This window comes from Frankia sp. CcI49, assembly GCF_001983215.1.
GTDB lineage: Bacteria > Actinomycetota > Actinomycetes > Frankiales > Frankiaceae > Parafrankia > Parafrankia irregularis.
This window is the reverse complement of the sequence record NZ_MOWP01000015.1, coordinates 462,318-482,424: the sequence shown is the minus strand read 5'-3', so window position 1 is coordinate 482,424 and position 20,107 is coordinate 462,318. Positions and strand designations below refer to the sequence as shown.

The window sequence follows — 20,107 nt, the reverse complement described above, 5'->3', positions numbered from 1 at the left end:
TTCGCGATCGGGGCGCCGGTCGCGGACGGGCGTCTTCCGACACCGGCCGCTCAGACCGGACACGGCCACGCTTTGCACGGTAGGCGCGCCGGCAGCGGACCGCACCCCGTCAGCCAGGAGCACGTCAGCCAGGCAGCACGTCAGCCAGGCAGCACGATCCGCACGGTGAGGCCGCGGCCGTCGTCGGCGCTGGCCTGGGCGTGGGCGCTGCCGCCGTGCGCGGCGGCGACCGCGGCCACGATCGCCATCCCGAGGCCGCTGCCGCCGCGGCCGCGCTCCCGCCCGGCGGCCGAGCGGTAGAAGCGGTCGAAGATCCGATCGAGGTCGGCCGGGGCCATCCCGGGGCCGTCGTCGCGGACGCGCAGCTCGACCTGACCGTCCACCGGGCCGCGCAGGCTGACCTCGGCCGGCGTCCCGGCCGGGGTGTGCACGCGGACGTTGGCGAGCAGGTTGCCGATCACCTGCCGCAGCGCGTCAGGGTCGCCCACGACCGGGCAGGCCGACGGGCCCAGCACGGTCAGGGGGCGGTCCGGCTCCACTGCGGCGGCATCGGCGACCGCGTCCCGCACGACGGCGGCCAGGTCGACCTCGTCGCGTGCCAGCGGCCGCGCCTCGTCGAGGTGGGCGAGGTAGAGCATGTCGTCGACGAGGGTTCCCATCCGCCTCGTCTCGTCCTGCACCCGGCGCAGCGCGTCGTCCGCGCCCGACGGCGGCACCATTCCCTGGCGCAGCATGTCGACGTACCCGCGCACCGACGTCAACGGGGTGCGCAGCTCGTGCGAGGCGTCGGCGACGAACCGGCGCAGGCGCTGCTGGGAGCGGCGGCGATCCTCGAAGGCCGCCTGGATCTGGGCGAGCATCACGTTGAGCGCGGCGGCGAGCTGGCCGGTCTCGCTGCGGGGCGGGCCGTGCGCCACCCGGCGGGCGAGATCGCCGCCGGCGATGGCGACAGCCGTGTCGGTGATGTCGCGCAGCGGGCGCAGTCCGCGGCCGAGCAGGAACCAGGCACTCGCCCCGCCGAGCGCCAGCACCGCGGCACCGGCCAGGACCTCGATGAGGATCAACTGCCCGGTCGTCTCGACGACCGGGCGCATCGGCAGCGCGACCAGGGCTGTGACACCGCTCGGCAGCTCCCCGACGACCGCCCGGTACCGGACGCCGCCGGCCACCAGCCCGAACGGCGCGCGCGAGGCGATCCGCCGGTCCAGGTCCGGGACCGCCGCGAGCAGGCTGCCGGTCCCAGAGCTGCCGCCGCCAGAGCTACCGGTTCCGGAACCGCCGGCGCCTGAGCTGCCGGCGGCCGGCGTCTCGGCGAGGCCGGTCAACACCGTCAGGGAGCCGTCCGGCTCCCGCATCTCGACGATGAAGTCGGTGGGGGCCACCGCCTGTTGCAGCCCGACGCCGTGCAGCAGCGGGGCGAGCTGGGACAGCGCCGTCGCGGCGCGGGTCTCGAACAGGGCCTGCGCGGCCCGCAGCCGGCGGTCGGTCTGGTCGACAAGATGGGAACGCAGGGCCAGCACGCTCGCGGCGCCCGCGACGGTCAGGCAGACCGCCATCAGGCCGACCAGGCCGAACATCAACCTGGCTCGCAACGTCACGGCTGGACCGTGCTGCCCGGCCGGGCCGGCTCGCCCGGTTGGAGCGTGCTGCCCGGCTCCGCCCGGGTGCCGGCGCGCAGCGCGTACCCGAACCCGCGCTGGGTGTGGATCAGCGGCGGGCCGTACGGGGCCAGTTTGCGCCGCAGGTAGCTGACGTACTGGTCGACCACCGTGAGACCGCCGCGGAAGTCCTCACTCCACACCGCGTCGAGGATCTGCTCCCGGGACAGCACCCGGTTCGGGTTCTCCAGCAGGTAGCGCAGCAGCCTGAACTCGGTCGGCGCGAGCTCGACCGGGTGGCCGGCACGGGTGACCTGATGCGTGTCCTCGTCCAGGACGACGTCGGCGAACTCCAGCATCGACGCCCGCACCGGCACGGGCTGCTCGCGCCGCGTCCGCCGCAGCACGGCGCGTACCCGCGCGACCAGCTCGTCGATCGCGAACGGCTTGGTGACGTAGTCGTCGCCGCCGTAGGTCAGCCCGGCGACCTTGTCGGCGTGCCGGTCCCGCGCGGTCAGGAACACCACCGGCACCTCGACGCCGGCCTGCCGCCACTGCCGGCACAGCGCAAGCCCCTCGCAGTCGGGCAGCATGACGTCGAGCACCACCAGGTCCGGGCAGCTGGCGGTCACCGCGGCGGTGGCCTCCCGGCCGGAGCTGGCGGTCTCGACCTCGAAGCCGTGGAACCGCAGCGCCATCCGCAGCATGTCCACGATGTTGGGCTCGTCGTCGACGACCAGCAGCCGCAGCGCCTTCGTGTCCACGCCCCACCCCCGACGCTGCATGCTTGCGACCCGGTGAGGAGAACATACGAGTTCGTGGCGGATCGGGCGTCACCGGGCCGTCACCTGCCAGCTCAGGCGCCGGACCGGATACCGGATCAGGCGCCGGATCGGATGCCGGATGGATCAGGCGCCGGTGGCGCGGTGGTCCTGGATCGACCCCTCACCGCACCGTCGAGGTGGGCGCCGTCGCCCCCGGACAGGCCCCGCGGACGTCCACGCGACCGACCTGACCCGGCCGAGCCGCCGGGGAAACCGGCGAGCCCGAAAAATTCTTTGTTTGAGTATTTCTTCGGATCCGACGGACTATCACGCCCGATGCCGGGTAGCTCACGCTCCATCGCCGCCCGGGCAGGCCAGGCCGGGCGCCTCGTCCCGCCCACGCGGGATGTCATGGAAGGAGCGCAGACCATGGGCATCGGCGCAGCCATCGCTTTGATGGCGCTCGGCGCGATCCTCACATTCGCCGTCGACGTCAGCGTTTCCGGGCTCGACATCGCGGTCATCGGCATTGTTCTGATGCTGGCGGGCGCCGCCGGGCTCATCCTCGATCTCGCCGTGTTCGCGCCGCGCCGCCGCCGGGTCGGCTACGGCGCCGGCCTGGCGGAGTCCGACAGCGAGCTCTACCCGCCCGGCGTCGACTCCCCGCCTGGCAGCGACTACCAGCGGACCACCGACGTCTACGAGGACCAGCCGGCCGGCCGGCCCTGGCGCCGGCGCCGGGTCACCGACGTCTACCGCGGCTGATCGCACCGCAGCGCCCACCAGCGCTCCCAGACCAGACCGCAGCCACATCGCCACACCGGCCGCCCTACCGTGCGTGGACAGCGTGGTCCCGCGCGGGTCGCCCCCGTCACACCAGAATCCCCCGGTGACGGGGGCGGCCCGCGCGAGACCACCTGCCAGGAGAGCCGAACGAGCCACCACGCCAGATTGCCTGCGATCCGTCAGACAGGTCGGCTCGGTCGGGTCTGACGGGTGGCGGCGGTCATGGTCGCCGCGACGACGCACATCCTCAGCTCCTGGAGCTGCCTCCACCGCGGGAAATTCTCCGCCGGATCTGATCCTCCATCCGGAGCGCCGGTGCCCGCAGCATTCCGCGGAACAGAATCCGACTTCCGCCGGCCGCGAGATCGACGTCACTGACCGCTATGCCGACCCGGCGCCGGTGCAGGAGCCTCACCTCGGTCACGAGCGGCCAGCCAAACCGGACCACCTGCTCCAGAGCGCCACGTCCCGTCCGGTCGGCGAGGGTGATGCCGCGGTCGGTCAGCAGCATGACCCCCGAGCCAGGGGTCGAACGACCGAAAACGCCGTTGCCGATGTCGAACGGCGTCTCACCCGGCAGCAGCATGCAGCTCACCAGTCTGACCAGGCTGTCCGTGTCGTTCCAGAGCTGAACCGGCGGGAACTTCGCGAGGACGAACTCTCGGACCTGAGCGGTCGACAGCATCCCCATGGGCCCGTACTCGGTGGCGGAGCCACCCTCGGTGGGCGGAGGCAGGTCTGCGCCGGGGCCGAAGACCTCGTTCACCGGAAACCGCCGCGCCGCGGCGGTGAGAATCCGCCGCCGCCCGTCGGCCAGGAAACCCGCGTCCAGCAGAACGTTGATCTCGCGCCAGAACTCCAGGGAGCTGCGGCCCTGCCAGTGCGGCAGGCGGGACCGGTCCGCTCCCGCCTCGTCGAGAACCCCGAGCGCGTCGCCGAGGTGATAGAGCACTCGGGCGAGTTCGGTGACCTCGGCCTCGGTCAGACGGTCGGGGCGGCCCCCCATGTGCTCCTCCGTACCTACCACGGCAGTCGGCTGAACGCTCCGGCCTCGCCCAGCCCCGCCAGCCGGGCGAGATAGTAGCGCCAGAGATCCCCCAGGCATGCGGTCAGCACCTGCGGAACATCACGGTGCCGAACGCTGACGAGCGTCCCGGTTCCGCCCGCGACCCAGTCGATGTCGAGGTGGGATGTCGCGGGGAGCAGCAGCTCACGTCGCGGGAACGGATCCGCGGCGGAGGGAGTGGTGAGCAGCTCGTAGTTCCAGGACGTGTGCACGGCCGCAGGTCCGCGCACCATTTCCCCCACGATCTTCAGGTTGTCGGTGCTGTCCAGGTGGGAACTCCATCCGCCCCGAAGATTCGTGCTACCTCCACCGCTACCGAGCCAGCCAGCCCAGAAATCCGCGTTGGCGAGCCATTCCGACAGCCGCTCGGGCCTCACCGCGACCGCGGTCGTGCGGTCGATGCGACCGGTCGCGGCCGACGCGGCACCGGCGCCGGTGCGCAGCAGGTGGAGGAGGTCGCGGAACGCGGCGTGCGCCGGCCCCTCCACCGCTTCGTCGAGCTTCGGGGCAAGCGGCTCGCCGCGGAACGCGCGGCCGGCCAGGTCCGATCCGCGGTGGGTCACCGCGGGCGCACGCGGCCCTACCCAGACCGCGATGACGTAGCGCTCGTGTGGACCGCCCGGGGGCACCTCGCCGCCTCGCGGGCCGTCGTCCCGCCCACTCGCCGCCACCCTGATCCGGTACCAGCCCAGGCCGGCGAAGGCGAGGTCGAGGCCGCCGGGCTCGGGCCCTCCCATCAGGGTGCCGATCTCCAGCGGGCCGTTCCGCAGGTGGAAGCTCGTGTCGGACACCTCGGTCCAGCCCGGGGCAGGCAGCGCGGGCTCCGTGTTGTGGAGCTCCAGACGCACGCCGACCTCGCCGTAACTGGTCCCGGTGAGAATCTTCAGGGTGGCCTTGTTGACGACGACCAGCCCGTCGCCGCATCCTTCCGGAACATGCCCCTCTTGACCAGCCCCGTTCCCGCTGTAGACGAGGAACTGGTGATAGTCGGCCAGGACGGTCGTTTCTTGGACTCGCACGACGATCAGGATAGTGCGACGCCCCAGTAGACCTTTCACCAACCGTCGCTTCCATTGATCACCGCATTCCAGTAGTCGGTACTGCGGCTGCCGAGCAGGACGGCAGGGATTCTGGTCGCCAGCGGGCCTCGCAGGCTGGCGCCGATCAAGATTGGCCGTCGGCGAGCGAGGAATCCTGCATTCACTCCACGAGCACATTCGGATGACCGAGAGCCGAGAGCTCGGTGCCCGGACGGCCCGGTTTGGCGAATCGCAAAAGTGAAGGATTCTGGTCGTTGCAACGACCAGAATCCTTCTTTCTTGCGGGCCGCCAGGCGGATCTCCGCCCCTTTTGCCCACCTTAGGATGAATTGTCAGTGCACCGCGGCCGTGCGGGATCTTCGAGCGGCGGTCACGACGTGTCGATCCGGGGCCGTGCCGTTCGACCTGTGGGTGAGAGGGTCGACGCGCGACCCGGCGGCAGGGAGGCACACGATGGCGAAGTACATGCTGATCATGCGGAACACGGACGAGTCTCTCGCGCGGATGCAGGAGACGCCGTTCGAGGAGATGCTCGCCCGGATCGGGCGTTACAACGAGGAGCTGATGCGGGCAGGTGTCGTGGTGGCCGCCGAGGGCCTCGACGACCCGTCCGAGGGTGTCGTCGTCGATTTCAGCGGTGACACGCCGGTGGTCACCGACGGACCGTACGGCGAGACGAAGGAGCTGTTCGGCGGCTTCTACCTGATCGAGGTGGCTTCCAGGGAGGAGGCGATCGAGTGGGCCCGGCGGCTGCCGGCGGTCCCCGGCTCGAAGTGCGAGATCCGGCGGGTGCCGGGCATCGACGAGTTCCCCCAGGACAACGAGTGGATCATCAAGGAGCGGGCGTGGCGCGAGAAGCTCGGCCAGCTCTGACCACTCGGCCAGCTCCGGCGTACGTCCATGGCCGGGTCTGAGGCGGCGCGGCGGGCGGTCGAGGCGGTGTGGCGGATCGAGTCCGCGCGAATCGTGAGCGCGCTCGCCCGCTACACCGGCGACTTCGCGCTCGCCGAGGACGTCGCCCAGGAGGCGGTGGCGGAGGCGCTCGTCAGCTGGCCGCGGACAGGCACCCCGGCGAGCCCGGTCGGCTGGCTGCTGTCGACGGCGCGGCGGCGCGCGATCGACAGCTTCCGCCGCCGGTCGGCCCTCGGTGAGCGGTACACGCTGCTCGCCGGGCCGCTCACCGAGGGAGAGGCCAGCTCGGGTGCGGGCAGCCCGCGCCACGGTGGCCTCGGAGCCGATCCGGATCTGCTCTGGGATCCCGACCGGGTCGACGACGACGTCCTCGCGCTGATGTTCATTGCGTGCCACCCGGTGCTCTCCGCCGAGGCCCGGGTGGCGCTGACCCTGCGGGCGGTCGGCGGCCTGACGAGCGAGGAGATCGCGCGGGCCTTCCTCGTGCCGGTGCCGACCGTCCAGGCACGGATCACCCGCGCGAAGAAGACCATCGCGGCGGCGGCGGTGCCGTTCGCGCTGCCGCCGGCCGACAATCGGCGCGAGCGCCTCGGTGGGATGCTCAGCGTGCTCTACGTGATCTTCACGGAGGGGGCGACGGCGACGTCCGGCGACAGCCTGCTGCGCGTCGACCTCGCTCACGAGGCGATGCGGCTCACCCGGATGCTCGCCGCGCTGCTGCCCGACGAGCCGGAGGTGTTCGGGCTGCTCGCGCTGTGCGAGCTCACCGCGGCACGTTTCCCCGCGCGCACCGGGCCGGACGGTGAGGCGATCCTGTTGGAGGACCAGGACCGGGGCCGCTGGGATCTGTCGGCGATCCGCCGCGGTCGGGGCGCACTGGGCCAGGCCGTGGCGGCCGGGCGGGGCCTCGGACCGTACGGCCTGCAGGCCGCGATCGCCGCCTGCCACACGTCGGCGCCGTCCGTCGCGGAGACGGACTGGGCGCGGATCGTGCTGCTCTACGAGGCGCTCGGCCGGGTGGCGCCGTCGCCGGTCGTCGAGCTCAACCGGGCGGTGGCCGTGGCGATGGCCGACGGGCCCCGCCAGGCGTTGGCCCTCGTCGACGAACTGGTCGCCGGTGGCCGGCTGGCACAGTCCCACCTGCTGCCGACCGTGCGCGGCGAGCTGCTCGCCCGGCTCGGCCGCGCCGCCGAAGCGCGGGCCGAGCTGGAGCTCGCCGCGCGGCTGTGCCAGAACCTGCGCGAACGGTCGGTGCTGCTGCGCAAGGCGGCCGCGCTGGGCTGAGCACCGGCCGGGCCGGGCCAGGCAGCCCGGCGTCGGGGCAGGCCTGATACTGAGCGTCAGGCCGACCAGCGAAGCGGCGGACCGCCTTCACCCGAGGGCCGGACGGGAGCCTCGTGGCGGTGCTGGCCCACCCGCTCACGGCGCCGGGCGAGAAGAACATCGGCGAGCGCATCCGCCCGCTCCATGTCGTCGAGCGTGGCGCGGGTGCGCCCGTCGACCGTCAGAATCGCCGCCAACAGCTCAGCGGACAGCCGGGTACGCGCCGCAACCCGGGCCACGCTGGGCGGTAGCGTCGTCGCCGGGCGACCGGGCAACGAGCGGCCGGACGGGGCACTCCGCTGTGACGGCAGCGGACGACCCGGCGCCGTGTGCTCGCCCTGGACGGCGGGCTCGCCGTGAGCGGTGCGAGGACGTGGCCGGACCCCGAGGAGATCGAACATACTTTCGATCCTGGCCTCGGTAGATCGTTCTGTCAAGAGTCGCGGATGTCCGGCGAGGCACTGTCGCGCCTCCGTTGTCGCGGCGCCATCCACCCAGGTCAGAAGCGGTCAGAACCGATCAGGACACAACAGGCCAGGCCGCGACGGATCGGCCGGAGCCGGTCGGCGGAAGGTCGGTCAGGCGGTCAGGCGGTCGGACAGCTCAGATGCCGGGAAGCTCGTCGGCCAGGCCGAGTGCGACATAGACCCGCGCGGAGATCTCGGTGGCGGCGTGCCGCTCCCCGAGGGCCGCGCCGACCACCCCGACCGCGGGCACGTTCGCGACCGCGCGATGCCACCGCCGGCCCTCCGCACGCCCGTCGATCAGCCGCCGCACGGCCCACATCTCGCGGGCCAGCGCGACGACTCCGGCCGGCACCCGACGCACCAGCCGCAGCCACTGCGCCCGCTCCTCCTCGGTTCCGTCGATACCCAGGGCGGAGCCGGCGTCCAGGCTGGGGTCGGCGTCCTGGGCGGGGCGGGCGCCTGGGATGGAACTGGCACTCGGGGCCGGGACCTCGCCGGCGGGCGGCTGCGGCGGCACGGCAACCGGCGGTGCCCAACCGGCGGGGAGCGTCTCGTCGAGCACCGTGTGCGCGAGCAGCCGCACCTGGCTGTGCACATCCGTCACGTCGCACAGGCGGGCCAGGGACAGCACCAACAGGCCCTGCACCGTGGCGGACAGGACGTCACGCACCGGCCCACCGAACCGCCCGGCGAAACCGGGCAGCGCCGACAGCGGCGCGAGCTCCGAGCGCCAGTGCCGGACGACCCGGTCCGCGTGCTCCCGGCGCGCCTGTCGGCCCTCGTCGGCGGCGGGAGGTCGCGCGTCGGTCCCCGCGACGTCACCGGGCCGGGTCACGTGGACGGCTGCCATGGCCATCGGCTGCGCGAGCAGGACGAACCTCGCGAGTCGATCGGCGTCAGCGGCGCGCATGGACATCACCCCGGCTGTCGGTCGTGGATCCGCAGTTCTTCTCACCTGGCCCGACCCGTCTTCTCACCTGGCCCGACCCGGGCCTGCCCGGACGCACATCCGGACGTCGCCAGGGGACGATCCGATCCTTTCACGGCGCGTCGGATCCATGGAGAGCGTCCCGCCGCCACGGCGGATGGCTGAGCACACCCCGTGCCGGCGCCGATCTACCCGCCGGCGTCGGCGTTCCGCCATCAGGCGCGGAAGGAGACCGGCAGCTCCGCCAGCCCGCGGACGAGCTGGTCCGGCTTGTAGGACGGCGTATCCGTGCACAGATCCAGGACCGTGACACGGTCGAGGACCTCGCCCAGGAGAACCTCCATCTCCAGGAGTGCCAACGGCGTGCCGAGACAGTAGTGGTGACCGAGGCTGAACGACAGGTGCCTGTTCGCCGGTGCGGTTCCGGGTGTGTTCTGGTAACGGGTGAGATCCAGCCGGTCCGGCTCCGGAAAAGCGCTCCCGTCACGGTTCGCGGAGGCGATCAGCACGGTGACGCCTTCACCTGCCTCGAAGACGCGGCCCCCCACCGTTACCCGTTCCTTGGCGAATCTGTTGACCATCTGAACAGGCGCGTCGTAGCGGAGAAGCTCGTTGACGGCGCTGGGCATGAGATCCCGTCGGATGGGCAGGTCGGCGACCTGGTCAGGGTGCCGCAACAGGGCTAGCATCCCATTCCCGATCTGGTTCACGGTTGTTTCATGGCCAGCGACGACGAGCAGGATACAGGTTCCCAGCAACTCGCTATCGGTGAGTTTCTCGCCCTTCTCCTCGACCTGCACCAGTGCGCCCAGGATGCTCGGTCCCGGGTCGAGGCGCTCGCGGCGCACGAGGTTCAGGAAGTAGCCCAGGAACTCGGGAATCGCGGTGTTCCGGTCGGCGAGCACCGCCGCGGGAAGTGTCGCGTCGGGATCCAGGGCCCTGGCGAGCATGTGCGACCAGCGCTGAATCACCGGATGATCCTCCGCGGGCACGCCGAGGATCTCGCAGATGATGGTGAGCGGCAGTGGATAGGCCATCGCGCTGATCAGGTCGGACGTACCGGCCGCGAGCATGTCGTCCACCAGCGCGGCTGCCAGGGCCTGGATCCGCGGTCGCAGGGCCGCGACCCGGCGGGGGGTGAAGGCCTTGGAGACCAGACCACGAAGCCGGGTGTGGTCGGGGGGTTCCATCCACAGGAAGACCGCGGGGAACTCGTCTGCGGCCCTCGTGGGATGCAGTCTGGCCGCCTGGTTGTCGTGACCCCAGTTGGGGCTTGACAGCACCGCGGCGCAGTCGGCGTACCGTGTGGCCAGGTTCATCCCGTATGAGGTCGAGTGAAAGGGCCCGGCTTCCCGCAGCACGCGGTATCGCGAGTACGGATCCGCGCGGAATTCTGGATCGGCCAGCTGCGCAACGGCCTGCCGCACCGGATTCGTGTCACTCCCGGAACCAGTCGACATGATTTCTGTTTCGATGGCGTCGGCCCTGGTCAGCGATCCGCTGTCTATATTTTCCGCTGTCACGAGCTCGATCCTCCTTCTTGGTTCGAGGGAGTCGACCCGCATCTCTCCGACGACCACGAAAACGCCGAGAGAAGACGATGAATCGACCCACGACCTATGTCGCCAACCGTATGAGGTGAAATAAAGATCGTCAACGCTCGCGTAACGGAGCTATCACCGGATAGGAATGGCCTTGTGCCCCTACCAGGAGCTGGCCAGGTCGCCGGGCGCGGGTTCGGAGTGGCTGCGGTAACTGCCATCTCCAGCCCCGGAGACGTCCCTCTCCGGGGGATTCGATATTCCCGGGCACGGTATTCGGGCGTCGATTTTCAACGCGTCAAAGCAGGCGCCGAGTTGTCCCGTCCCCGCCGGCACAGCGAGTGCGGCGCAGTGGCCCCTCGCGCCCGGCCTCGGTCAGGCGGCCTGGGCTGGCGGCACCGCGGGCGTGGGCGGCGGCACCGCCACAGGCGCCGCGGGCCTGGCAACGACGACCCGACCTCCGGTGGCTGGGACCGTGCTACAGCCGGGTGAGGTCGATCGTGACCTGGAAGGGGGCGACCGCCTCGACGACGCCCGCCCAGACGCCGGCATCCCGGTAGGTTCCCGCGGCCGGATCAAGGATGTGTGCGTAGACGAGCGGAACCCCGCCGGCGGGCTGCTCGACGCGCCAGTAGTAGGTGATGTCTGCTCGCGCGTACTCTCCGGCCTTGACGAATCTGTCCGTCGACTCGGAGCCCGGCGAGACCACCTCCGCGACCAGCAGCACATGCTCGGGGCGGGCCGGCATGATGTCGAGGGTGTCGGCGCGGTACACAACGACATCCGGCCGGCGGTTGGTCAGCGGCACGTCCTGGAGCCGCAGATCAAAGTCGCTGTCAGCCTTCCAGCCCGGCCCTCCGGCCGTGTCCAGCGCGTTCGTGATGAGCCTGACCAGCCGGTTGTGACGTCTGGAGGCACTGGGACTCACGACGACCATCCCGTCCACGATCTCGATGCCCGCGCACTGCTCCTCGGACCAGGAGCCATACTGCGCCGCCGTGATCTGCTGGTGCATCCAGGCCGGGGCGATCATCTCCGCGGTGATGGCGGACCTCCCTCAGTCGGGTCCTGCAGTCGGTCGGGCCCCTTGGCCAGCGTAACCAAGCCGGGATTCGCCTGTCCCGGCCCCGGTGTGCCCTTGGTGGCCTCATCGAGGCGGGTGCGTCCGGTCGTGCGGTCCTGCTGATTACCAAACGAACCTGCGCCCCTCTTGTCTCTCTTGAGATGAATTGCCGGCGCCGCACGAAGGGTCCCACCCTCCGGCAAGTGGCCGGGTGTTTGCTGGATAGCTACCCGCGAGACATCAAGCCGCCGCCCGGGGTCCTTGCGTCCCTCACTACGATCCGTTCGTCCCAAACGCGCCATCTGCGAAAACACGAAAACGGGGGGCCCATGGCCACGACACGTAGGCAGCTGATCACCGCGACGGGTCTCGGCCTGCTCGGTGCGGGCCTAGCACCCGGCCTCGGTCAGGCGGCGTGGGCCGGCAGCACCTCTGGCGCCGGCGCGGGCGCGGGCACGAGCGGCGGAACGGCCTCGGGCGGCACCGGCTCGGGTTCGGCCGGGTTCGGAGCGCTGCGCAAGGCGGGCCCGGAGCTGGCGCTGCCACCGGGCTTCAGCTACCGATCCTTCGGCGCGGCGGGCAGCCGGATGTCGGACGGCCTGGCCACCCCGCTCGCCCACGACGGGCAGGCGCTCTTCGCCGCCGGCCGGGACACGGTCGTGCTGCTGCGCAACCACGAGATCGACACGGACCTGCCCGGCATCACCCAGCGCAGCATCGGCAGGAAGGCGGCCTACGACCGGGCGGCGCCTGCCGGTGTCACCTCGTCACGTTACGACCTGGCGGCCGGTCGGCTGCGTGAGAGCTTCCTGGTCCTGAACGGGACCCTGGTGAACTGCAACGGCTCGCCGACGCCGTGGGGAAGCTGGCTGTCCTGCGAGGAGACGGTCGACGGGATCGACGCCGGCTACGAGAAGCCGCACGGCTACGTCTTCGAGGTCCCGGCGAACGCCCGCGGGCCGGTCGACCCGGTGCCGCTGCGGGCGATGGGCCGGTTCGAGCACGAGTGCGCGCCCGTCGACCCGGCGACCGGCGTCGTCTACCTGACCGAGGACAACGGCGACCCGGGCGACGGCCTCTACCGCTTCCTGCCGGCCCGGCCCGGCAAGCTCGCCGCCGGCGGGCGGCTGCAGATGCTCGCCGTGCGCGGCGAGCCGACGTACGACACCGAGACCGGCCAGCGCGTCAGCCAGAAGCTGCCGGTGACCTGGGTCGACATCGCGAATCCGGATCCGTCCGATGCGGAGTCGTTCCCCGGCTCCGTCTACAGCCAGGGCCGGGCCCGCGGCGGTGCCCGGTTCATCGGCCTCGAAGGCGCCGAATGGGCGCGCGGGGCGCTGACCTTCGTCGCGTCGGAGTCCGGCGACGCCGGCCAGGGCCAGGTGTGGCGCTATCAGCCGACCGGCCGCGACACCGGCGTCCTCACCCTGCTGTACGAGTCGAAGAGCGCAGGCGTCCTCAACCAGCCGGACGGCGTCACCGTCGGCCCGCACGGCGGCGTCCTGATGACCGAGGACGGTGACGGTGAGGATGAGGACGGCGGCGACAACTACCTGCGGCTGCTCACCGCCTCCGGACGGATCGTCGACCTGGCGAAGGTGATCGCGCCGCTGGACCTGCACTACTGGGAGGCCGAGGACTTCCCCGAGCCCGGCGCGATCGGCGCCAGCGAGCTCGCCGGCCCGCGTTTCACCGCCGACGGCCGCCATCTGTTCGTCAACCTCCAGTACCCGGGCCTCACCCTCGTCATCACCGGCCCCTGGGGCGCCCTGGTCTGATCACCGCGCCCTTCCATTCCTGGCCCTGGACACAGCGACCGCGCCGGCTTCTGGCGGCGACGTACAACCGTGAAAGGCACTACGCTGACCGGACGTCAGACCGGGCTACCCGAAGTTCCCGGTCCGGCGTTCTGTCGAGTTGCGCCGTTCTCTGGTTCCACGTTGCCGTCACCCGTTGACAGTCGCGCGTCGACCGTTACGCGTTACGCGTCGCCGTCACCTGTTCCAGGGCCAGGAGGCTCCCATGATTCTTGCCGGCAAGGTCGCCTTCATCACCGGCGCGGCCCGCGGGCAGGGCCGCTCGCACGCGGTGCGGCTCGCCCAGGAAGGTGCCGACATCATTGCCGTCGACATCTGCGCGGATATCGATTCGGTCGGCTATCCACTGGCCACCCCGGACGACCTGAAGGAGACGGTGCGCCAGGTCGAGGCCCTCGGCGGCGGTATTCACCCGGCGGTGGCCGACGTCCGTGATCCGGTCGCCTTACAGGCGGCCCTCGACGCCGGTGTGGCGGCGCTGGGGCCGGTCGACATCGTGGTCGCCAACGCCGGTATCGCTCCGTTCTCCGCCGCAGGCGCCGGCAGCGGGAACGAATGGCGCGACGTGCTGGACGTCAACCTCACCGGCACCTACAACACCGTCCGGGCCGCGGCGCCCGCCATGGTCGAGCGGGGTGCGGGCGGTTCCATCGTCATCACCAGCTCGACGGCCGGCCTCACCGGGATGTCCGTCGACACGCCGGGGGTCCTCGGCTACACGGCGTCGAAACACGGGCTGGTGGGCCTGATGAGGACCTGGGCCAACGCCCTGGCACCGCACCGAATCCGCGTCAACACCGTGCATCCGAGCGGTGTGGGCACGCCGATGGTGATGAACGACATGATGCTCGGGTTTCTGCGAAGCGACCCGAACATGGTGAATCCGCATGCCCTGCCAGTGGCGATGCTGGAGTGCTCGGACATCTCCGAGGCCGTCCTGTGGCTCGCCTCCGACCACGCCCGCTATGTCACCGGCGTGACCCTCCCGGTGGACGCCGGATTCGTCAACAAACGCTGAAGATGCCGGCCGCGGAACACGGCCGCGCGCGGTGGTGCGGTCACGAGGACGCCGTCGGCGCTGTCGGCGCCGCTTTCTCGTCGGCCCGGCGCGGTCGGGCCGCGGGCAACTGCCGGCCGATTCCGAAGACGATCAGAGTTGCGCCGAGGGTGATCGCGAAGTCGGTCGGCGGTGAAGGCGTCACCAGACGCAGCGCCGACAGCGCGAAGACACCGAACAGCCCACCGACGCAGCCAGCGGGAACGAAACGCAGGCCGCGTCGGGACGACGGCGCCGGCAACGGGTTCCGCCCCAGCGAGAGAACCGCGGCGGCGGCGAGCAGCGCGGCCAGCATCAGCAGGCCCAGGCCGAACAGGCCGTAGGTCGACAACAGCGACCCATGGATCCGCGCGCGGCCGTCCCGCACGGCTGCCACGGCCAGGTCGCCGTCGCGGATCTCCACCCGGATCGGCATCAGGCCGCTCGCCCGGCCGGCGAGGTCACGCAGGTCGAGGTCCACCGTCCAGGTGGCCTCGCCGCGGGCGGGCACGGTGGTTCGGACCCGTGTGTCGTAGTCGAAGAACGTGAGCCCCAGGACCGCTCCGCGCAGGCGCACGGAATCGATCTCCAGGGCCGAGCCGCCGAGATTCTCGACACCCACCACGAGCTGCGTGGCGGCCGACAGGTCCAGCACGACGTCACCATCGAGGGGCTGACCATCGATGGTGACGGACAGCCGTGCGGTATTGTCTCCGCCCGCCCGGGCGGCAGCAGCAGGAAACACGCCGAGGCTTGTCACGAACACCACAACAAATGCCAGCACACGCCATTTTGATGTTGCTTTCGGTTCACGCGATCCGGAAATCACATCTCCCCCATGGACCGGGTGGTCACCAACTCCGATGTTACGCTGGAAAACAGGTGACGCGCTCCGGCCGACGACCGGAGGGTACGCAGGCACGCCGGCAGGTGGCGGCGCAATGAACCGGCAGTGCAATGGCTGGCAGCGTCGCACCTTTCCACTGCAGGTCACCGTTGAATTCCACCCTCGGGTGGTGACAGAGAAAGCCGATGGCGGGCATTTCGTTGGTGACCGGCGCCACGCCACCGTCGGCGCGCGTCACGGGCAGGCAGGCGATCTGGGGGCAGGCCGATGTTGGGCTGGAGAAGGACCGTTGTCGCGCGTATGGCGGCACGGCGGCGGCGTCAGCGGTTTCCGCTGCTCGCGCTCGCGGCGCTGCTGATCACCGCCCTGGCAGGCGGCTCACTGGCAACAGCCGTGGCGGCAGCCGCCGAGAGCCCGGCAGCCGGGTCCGAGTCCTCGGGCGCCACCGCCGAGCCCGAGCCCGTGGCCGCGTCCACCCCACGGCCGTCGCCACCACCGCCACCACCATCGCCTGCGCCGGTGGCGACCGCTGCCACCGCGGACACGCAGGCTCGCCACGACACGTCCGGCGATGCCACCCCGCCCGCGCGCACAACCCCACCTGCACACACGTCTCCACCCGCACGCACGTCCCCGGCCACGCGCACGTCCCCGGCCACGCGGAGGTCGCAGGCCGCCTCGACCGCGCCGTCGACACGGGCCGCACCCGCGACATCGGCAGGACCGGCGACCCGGGCACCGTCGACGAAGCCCGCGACAACGGCCCGGGCACCGTCCACGAAGCCGGCGACAACGACCCGGGCACCGTCCACAAAGCCGGCGACGACCACCCGGGCCACGTCCACAACCCCGGCGGCACGGGCGACACAGGCGCCACCACCGACGTCGCGCGCAACACGGACGACCAAGGCCACACCGACACGAACGACCAAGGCCACGCCGACACGGATGCCGACGCCGACGCAGCGGCCCGCGCCGACACGCTCGTCGGCATGTCCGGGTTCCGGCCGGGGCTACGGTGCGCAGCGCGCGGCGTCCTGCCCGCCGGCCGGGAGCCCGACCCGCGGTACCGGGAGCACGTCCGGCGGCGGGCCGGACGGCGGYGCCACCACGGGCAACGGGCCGGGGAACGGCATCCCCGATCCCGGCACGGGAGGCGGTGTGGGCGGGACGGGCACCGCCACCAGCGGGACGAGCGGGACGGACGGGAGCACGGGCACCAGCGGGTCGGGATCCGGTCCCGGTCCCGGTCCCAGTTCCGGTCCCAGTTCGGGTTCCGGTTCCGGTTCCGGCGGCGGCACGGGCCCAGCGGGCGGCACCGGCACCGGCACCGGCACCGGGAATGGCAGCGGTACCGGGAACGGCACGCCGTGGGTGCGCTGCGCCGACGGTTCCTGGGCACCGACGTCCGCCACCTGCCCGGTCCAGCGTGTCCAGTGCCCCGACAGCCCGGTCAGCGTGGCGGTCGGGGAGCAGTGTCCCAGGCCTGCCGCGACCAGGCGGACGTCCGTCGCCTGCTGGGACGGCTCGTCCGCGCCGAGCACCGCCGACTGCCCGCCGGGGCGCACCTTCTGCCCGGGCGGAGTCACCGTGCCGCTCGGCGGGAGATGCGCCGAACCGGTCGAGACGGTGGCCTGCCGGGCGGGGAGCGTGCGGGTGCTGGGTGTCTGCACCCCGATCGCGAGGGCGGGCGCTCCGCAGCCGGCGCGTGGTGTGCCGGTGGCACGCGAACCGGAACCCGGCGAGCTGCGCTTCGACCGCTACGTGTTGTCCGCTGGTGACCCTCTCTACGCTCAGGGCGCCGGCTGCTCACCAGGCGGTGAGACGATGCTGACCGCGGGCGGTGAGCTCGTCGGGCGCACCGTCGCCGACCAGGACGGCCGCTTCGAGACGGTCGTGCGTTTCGCCAGCTTCCGGCCGGGCCACCGGCAGGTCGTCGCCGACTGTGGCGTTCGGCTTCAGGCCGGGGTCGACATGATGCTGGTCTCGGCCGACAGCAGCGTCTCCGTCTCGTCCCTGCTGCTGCTTTTCTGCCTCGCCGCCGGAGGCCTGGCTGTCCACCAGCAGGCGGCGCCCCGGCGCTGGCGGATACCCGGCCTGCCGGCCGTCGCCCCGAGCACGGCCGGCCGCGACGGATGACGATGAGCTCATCCGCCTCCCCGGACCCGCCTGCCGACCCGGCCGAGGTCGGCCGGTACCGGTTGGTGCGGCGCCTCGGGGCGGGCGGAATGGGCACCGTCCACCTGGGTGTGGACCCCGCCGGCCGCCAGGTGGCCGTCAAGCTCATCCGCACCGATCTGGCCTCCCGGCCGGAGTTCCGGGAGCGGCTCAAGCAGGAGGCGGACAGTGCCCGGCGGGTCGCCCGGTTCTGCACGGCCGCGGTTCTGGACGTCGACGTCACCGGGGACGTCCCGTACCTGGTCACGGAGTTCGTGGACGGGCCGACCCTGGCCGGGTCGGTACGTGCGCGCGGGCCACTCAGCCACTCGGAGCTGCATCTGCTCGCCGCGAGCATGGCCACCGCGCTGATGGCGATCCACCGGGCGGGAATCGTGCACCGGGACCTCAAGCCGGGCAACATCGTGCTGTCCAGGCTCGGTCCGAAGGTCATCGACTTCGGCATCGCCCGCGCGCTCGACACGGCCGTCTTCTCCAGCCGGGACCAGGCGGTGGGCACACCCGCGTTCATGGCACCCGAACAGGCCCGCAGCGGCCTGATCACCCCCGCGGCGGACGTGTTCGCCTGGGGCGGGGTGCTCGTCTACGCCGCGACCGGCCATCATCCGTTCGGCACCGGCCCGGCCGCCACGCTGCTCCGCCGGGTGGTCAACGACGAACCGGCGCTGGACGGATTCGAGGATTCCCTGCGCCCGCTCGTCGAGGACGCGATGCGCAAGAATCCGCAGGAGCGGCCCACCGCCGAGCAGCTCTACGCCCGCCTGCTCGACCTGCGCCACACCGAGTCCGAGCCACCTGTGGGGCCGCCGCTCGCGGAGGTGACGGTGCTGATCGAGCCGGTCACCCCGCGGACGCCCGGCACGGCGGCGACCCCCGTGGACGCAGTGACGCACTCACTGTCCCCGCCGGCCCACACGTCCACGTCGACCGCGGCGACAGTGATGGTCCCGCCGGACTCCGCTGACCCGGAGCCAGCGATCCCCGCTCGTCCCGCCGCGGCTGAGCCCGCCGTGGCTGAGATCGTCGAGACCCATCCGACCGTCATCCCGTCGACGCCGCCCGTGGGCACCGGCCCCGAGCGGCGAGAGCCGGAGCGGCGGAAGTCCGAGCGGCCGAAGCCGGGCGGGAAACCCACCGGGCGGGCCGGGCGGGCCGGGCGGGCCGGGCGGGCCGGGATCGGGCCCCGCGGGGCGAGAGCGCTCGCGGCCATCCTCGCCGTGGTCGTCGCCGCGGCTGTGCTCGTCGCGCTGTCCAGGAGCGGCGAGTCGCCACCGGCGGACACCCCCGCGCAGGTCGCGGCCAGAACGCTGCGCCTGCAGGTCGAGAACCGCCCGCTTGCCCGCCGACTCGCGCTGGCGAGCTACCAGGCGTCGCCGGACTCGCCGGCCACCCGATCCGCAATGATCGGCCTGTTCGCCGCGGATCTCGATCCGCTGGCCGTCCCGCTCGGCAGCCGGGTGCTGAGCGCCGCGCTGCGCCCGGACGGCCGACTGCTAGCGGCCGGGACGGAGGCCGGGACGATCGAGTTGTGGGCTGTCGGCGGCGGTGCCGACCCGGCCGGCCTCACCCATGCCGGCACCATCACGAACGTCGGCGACTGGGTGTATTCGGTCGCGTTCCATCCGAACGGAAGCGTGCTCGCGGCCGGTGTCGGTAACGGTCAGGTCCGCCTGTGGGATCTGGCGAACCCGGCACGGCCGAAGGCGCTGGCCACCATGAGGTTCCACCAGGACAGGGTTCGCTCGATCGCCTTCGCCCCGGATGGCCAGGTCCTCGCCTCCGGCGGGGACGACGGGCAGATCGCGTTGTGGACGGTGGCTGATCCGTCGAATCCCACCCGGGCCTGGGCGGCTGACGGCGCCACCGCCGGGATCCGAGCGGTCGCGTTCTCGCCGCGCGGCCGGTTGCTTGCCTTCGGCGGCAACGACGGCACCGTGCGGCTGTGGGACGCCACGGATCCCGCGCGCCCCACGGCGCGACCCGCACTGCGCGGCGGTGAAAGTGGCGGCGGCGGTGGCGGGCGGACGCTGCAGGCTGTCGCCTTCTCCCCCGATGGTTCGGCACTCGCCGCCGGCGGTATCGACGGCTCGGTGCAGCTGTGGGGGCTCCGCTCGGCGGAGGCGGTCGACCTCGGCTCGACCGCCGGCGGCCTGGGCGGGGTGACCAGCGTCGGCTTCGACCAGGACGGCGGGATCCTCGCCACCGCGGGCGAGGACGACATCGTCCGGCTGACCGACGTCTCGTCGCCGGCCAGGCCCGTCCCGCTGACCGGTCTGCGCGGGCACACGAAGGCGGTGAACGCGGTCGTGCTGACGCCGGACGGGCGGACCGTGCTCTCGGCCAGCGGGGACGGATCGGTCCGGCTCTGGACCATCGACCCCGCGGCGCTGGCCCGGAACGCCTGCGCCGACCCGGCGAACCAGATCTCCACGGGGGAATGGCGTGAGCACTTCGGGAGCCTGCGCTTTGAACCGCCGTGTGCCTGACACCGCACCCACCCGGAAACCTGATTCCGGTTTCCGGGTTCTCTGCTCAGGAACAAAAATTCCGGAGTCCCGGCGGTCCGGCCTTTCGGCGCGGTAAAGTTGCCGCTGGATTCAGGGGGTAGGTGCCGCGAGCACCATCGGGGCCGCGACGGGCACCGAGCAACGATCGCGAGTGTAGGCGGAGTCAACATTCCGCTCCGTTTTCAGCGAAGGAGATCCGTCGTTACGCGCGGATAGAACCGGTCGGACAAGGCA

Annotated in this window: 18 protein-coding genes; 7 read left to right on the top strand and 11 right to left on the bottom strand. The window is 71.9% G+C overall.

Annotation, left to right across the window (positions count from 1 at the left end):
• Positions 1-140: 140 nt before the first annotated feature.
• Both CcI49_RS15290 and CcI49_RS15285 read right to left on the bottom strand, forming a co-directional pair.
• Positions 141-1,598, bottom strand: coding sequence for a HAMP domain-containing sensor histidine kinase (locus tag CcI49_RS15290; protein WP_076827310.1), 1,458 nt, complete (start codon positions 1,596-1,598; stop codon positions 141-143).
• Entirely contained in the window at positions 1,595-2,362 is a 768-nt protein-coding gene (locus CcI49_RS15285; protein WP_277872723.1) for a response regulator transcription factor, read from the bottom strand. Before CcI49_RS15285 ends, CcI49_RS15290 begins: the two co-directional genes overlap by 4 nt.
• Before the next feature lie 429 nt (positions 2,363-2,791).
• Here CcI49_RS15285 and CcI49_RS15280 point away from each other — a divergent pair, with 429 nt between their 5' ends.
• Complete coding sequence (locus CcI49_RS15280; protein ID WP_054569259.1) at positions 2,792-3,127, top strand: DUF6458 family protein; 336 nt, start codon at positions 2,792-2,794, stop codon at positions 3,125-3,127.
• Between the two features lie 268 nt (positions 3,128-3,395).
• Here CcI49_RS15280 and CcI49_RS15275 read toward each other — a convergent pair whose 3' ends face one another.
• On the bottom strand, positions 3,396-4,154 hold the full coding sequence (locus tag CcI49_RS15275) for an effector-associated domain EAD1-containing protein (protein ID WP_054569260.1): 759 nt from the start codon (positions 4,152-4,154) through the stop codon (positions 3,396-3,398).
• 14 nt (positions 4,155-4,168) lie between these two features.
• On the bottom strand, positions 4,169-5,233 hold the full coding sequence (locus CcI49_RS15270; RefSeq protein WP_076827306.1) for a hypothetical protein: 1,065 nt from the start codon (positions 5,231-5,233) through the stop codon (positions 4,169-4,171).
• A 474-nt stretch (positions 5,234-5,707) separates the two neighbouring features.
• Between CcI49_RS15270 and CcI49_RS15265 the strand changes: the two genes are divergently transcribed.
• Both CcI49_RS15265 and CcI49_RS15260 read left to right on the top strand, forming a co-directional pair.
• Entirely contained in the window at positions 5,708-6,127 is a 420-nt protein-coding gene (locus CcI49_RS15265; protein WP_054569262.1) for a YciI family protein, read from the top strand.
• Between the two features lie 27 nt (positions 6,128-6,154).
• Positions 6,155-7,450, top strand: coding sequence for a DUF6596 domain-containing protein (locus tag CcI49_RS15260; RefSeq protein WP_076827304.1), 1,296 nt, complete (start codon positions 6,155-6,157; stop codon positions 7,448-7,450).
• Positions 7,451-7,506: 56 nt separating this feature from the next.
• Here the strand turns inward: CcI49_RS15260 and CcI49_RS15255 are convergent, their stop codons facing one another.
• The 4 genes from CcI49_RS15255 to CcI49_RS15240 form a co-directional block, all read right to left on the bottom strand.
• Positions 7,507-7,890: a hypothetical protein gene (locus CcI49_RS15255; RefSeq protein WP_054569264.1), complete on the bottom strand. Its 384-nt coding sequence runs from the start codon at positions 7,888-7,890 to the stop codon at positions 7,507-7,509.
• Between the two features lie 202 nt (positions 7,891-8,092).
• Positions 8,093-8,866: a hypothetical protein gene (locus CcI49_RS15250; protein ID WP_235498235.1), complete on the bottom strand. Its 774-nt coding sequence runs from the start codon at positions 8,864-8,866 to the stop codon at positions 8,093-8,095.
• A gap of 233 nt (positions 8,867-9,099) precedes the next feature.
• On the bottom strand, positions 9,100-10,407 hold the full coding sequence (locus CcI49_RS15245; protein ID WP_347280118.1) for a cytochrome P450: 1,308 nt from the start codon (positions 10,405-10,407) through the stop codon (positions 9,100-9,102).
• Between the two features lie 496 nt (positions 10,408-10,903).
• Complete coding sequence (locus CcI49_RS15240) at positions 10,904-11,458, bottom strand: Uma2 family endonuclease (RefSeq protein WP_076827300.1); 555 nt, start codon at positions 11,456-11,458, stop codon at positions 10,904-10,906.
• A 359-nt stretch (positions 11,459-11,817) separates the two neighbouring features.
• Here CcI49_RS15240 and CcI49_RS15235 point away from each other — a divergent pair, with 359 nt between their 5' ends.
• The gene (locus tag CcI49_RS15235) at positions 11,818-13,266 is read left to right on the top strand and encodes an alkaline phosphatase PhoX (protein ID WP_076827298.1); all 1,449 of its coding nucleotides are present in this window, start codon (positions 11,818-11,820) and stop codon (positions 13,264-13,266) included.
• Positions 13,267-13,510: 244 nt separating this feature from the next.
• Entirely contained in the window at positions 13,511-14,323 is an 813-nt protein-coding gene (locus CcI49_RS15230) for a mycofactocin-coupled SDR family oxidoreductase (protein WP_076827296.1), read from the top strand.
• 40 nt (positions 14,324-14,363) lie between these two features.
• Here the strand turns inward: CcI49_RS15230 and CcI49_RS15225 are convergent, their stop codons facing one another.
• From CcI49_RS15225 to CcI49_RS15215, 3 genes are all read right to left on the bottom strand, one after another.
• Positions 14,364-15,101 carry a hypothetical protein gene (locus CcI49_RS15225; protein ID WP_241840075.1) on the bottom strand — a complete coding sequence of 246 codons (738 nt, stop codon included), beginning with the start codon at positions 15,099-15,101 and terminating at the stop codon, positions 14,364-14,366.
• A 407-nt stretch (positions 15,102-15,508) separates the two neighbouring features.
• Entirely contained in the window at positions 15,509-16,096 is a 588-nt protein-coding gene (locus CcI49_RS15220) for a hypothetical protein (protein ID WP_131831102.1), read from the bottom strand.
• 105 nt (positions 16,097-16,201) lie between these two features.
• Positions 16,202-16,861: a hypothetical protein gene (locus tag CcI49_RS15215; protein ID WP_198955547.1), complete on the bottom strand. Its 660-nt coding sequence runs from the start codon at positions 16,859-16,861 to the stop codon at positions 16,202-16,204.
• Positions 16,862-16,907: 46 nt separating this feature from the next.
• On the opposite strand from CcI49_RS15215, the gene CcI49_RS15210 reads away from it, so the two are divergent.
• Both CcI49_RS15210 and CcI49_RS15205 read left to right on the top strand, forming a co-directional pair.
• Positions 16,908-17,327: a hypothetical protein gene (locus CcI49_RS15210; protein WP_235498237.1), complete on the top strand. Its 420-nt coding sequence runs from the start codon at positions 16,908-16,910 to the stop codon at positions 17,325-17,327.
• A gap of 2 nt (positions 17,328-17,329) precedes the next feature.
• Positions 17,330-19,852, top strand: coding sequence for a serine/threonine-protein kinase (locus tag CcI49_RS15205; protein WP_241840074.1), 2,523 nt, complete (start codon positions 17,330-17,332; stop codon positions 19,850-19,852).
• The last annotated feature ends 255 nt before the right edge of the window (positions 19,853-20,107 follow it).

Bases quoted from the DNA above. Each gene is read 5' to 3' on its own strand.
- CcI49_RS15280 (WP_054569259.1), top strand. From the start codon at position 2,792: ATGGGCATCGGCGCAGCCATCGCTTTGATGGCGCTCGGCGCGATCCTC.
- CcI49_RS15275 (WP_054569260.1), bottom strand. From the start codon at position 4,154: ATGGGGGGCCGCCCCGACCGTCTGACCGAGGCCGAGGTCACCGAACTC.
- CcI49_RS15265 (WP_054569262.1), top strand. From the start codon at position 5,708: ATGGCGAAGTACATGCTGATCATGCGGAACACGGACGAGTCTCTCGCG.
- CcI49_RS15260 (WP_076827304.1), top strand. From the start codon at position 6,155: ATGGCCGGGTCTGAGGCGGCGCGGCGGGCGGTCGAGGCGGTGTGGCGG.
- CcI49_RS15255 (WP_054569264.1), bottom strand. From the start codon at position 7,890: ATGTTCGATCTCCTCGGGGTCCGGCCACGTCCTCGCACCGCTCACGGC.
- CcI49_RS15250 (WP_235498235.1), bottom strand. From the start codon at position 8,866: ATGCGCGCCGCTGACGCCGATCGACTCGCGAGGTTCGTCCTGCTCGCG.
- CcI49_RS15240 (WP_076827300.1), bottom strand. From the start codon at position 11,458: ATGATCGCCCCGGCCTGGATGCACCAGCAGATCACGGCGGCGCAGTAT.
- CcI49_RS15235 (WP_076827298.1), top strand. From the start codon at position 11,818: ATGGCCACGACACGTAGGCAGCTGATCACCGCGACGGGTCTCGGCCTG.
- CcI49_RS15230 (WP_076827296.1), top strand. From the start codon at position 13,511: ATGATTCTTGCCGGCAAGGTCGCCTTCATCACCGGCGCGGCCCGCGGG.
- CcI49_RS15205 (WP_241840074.1), top strand. From the start codon at position 17,330: ATGAGCTCATCCGCCTCCCCGGACCCGCCTGCCGACCCGGCCGAGGTC.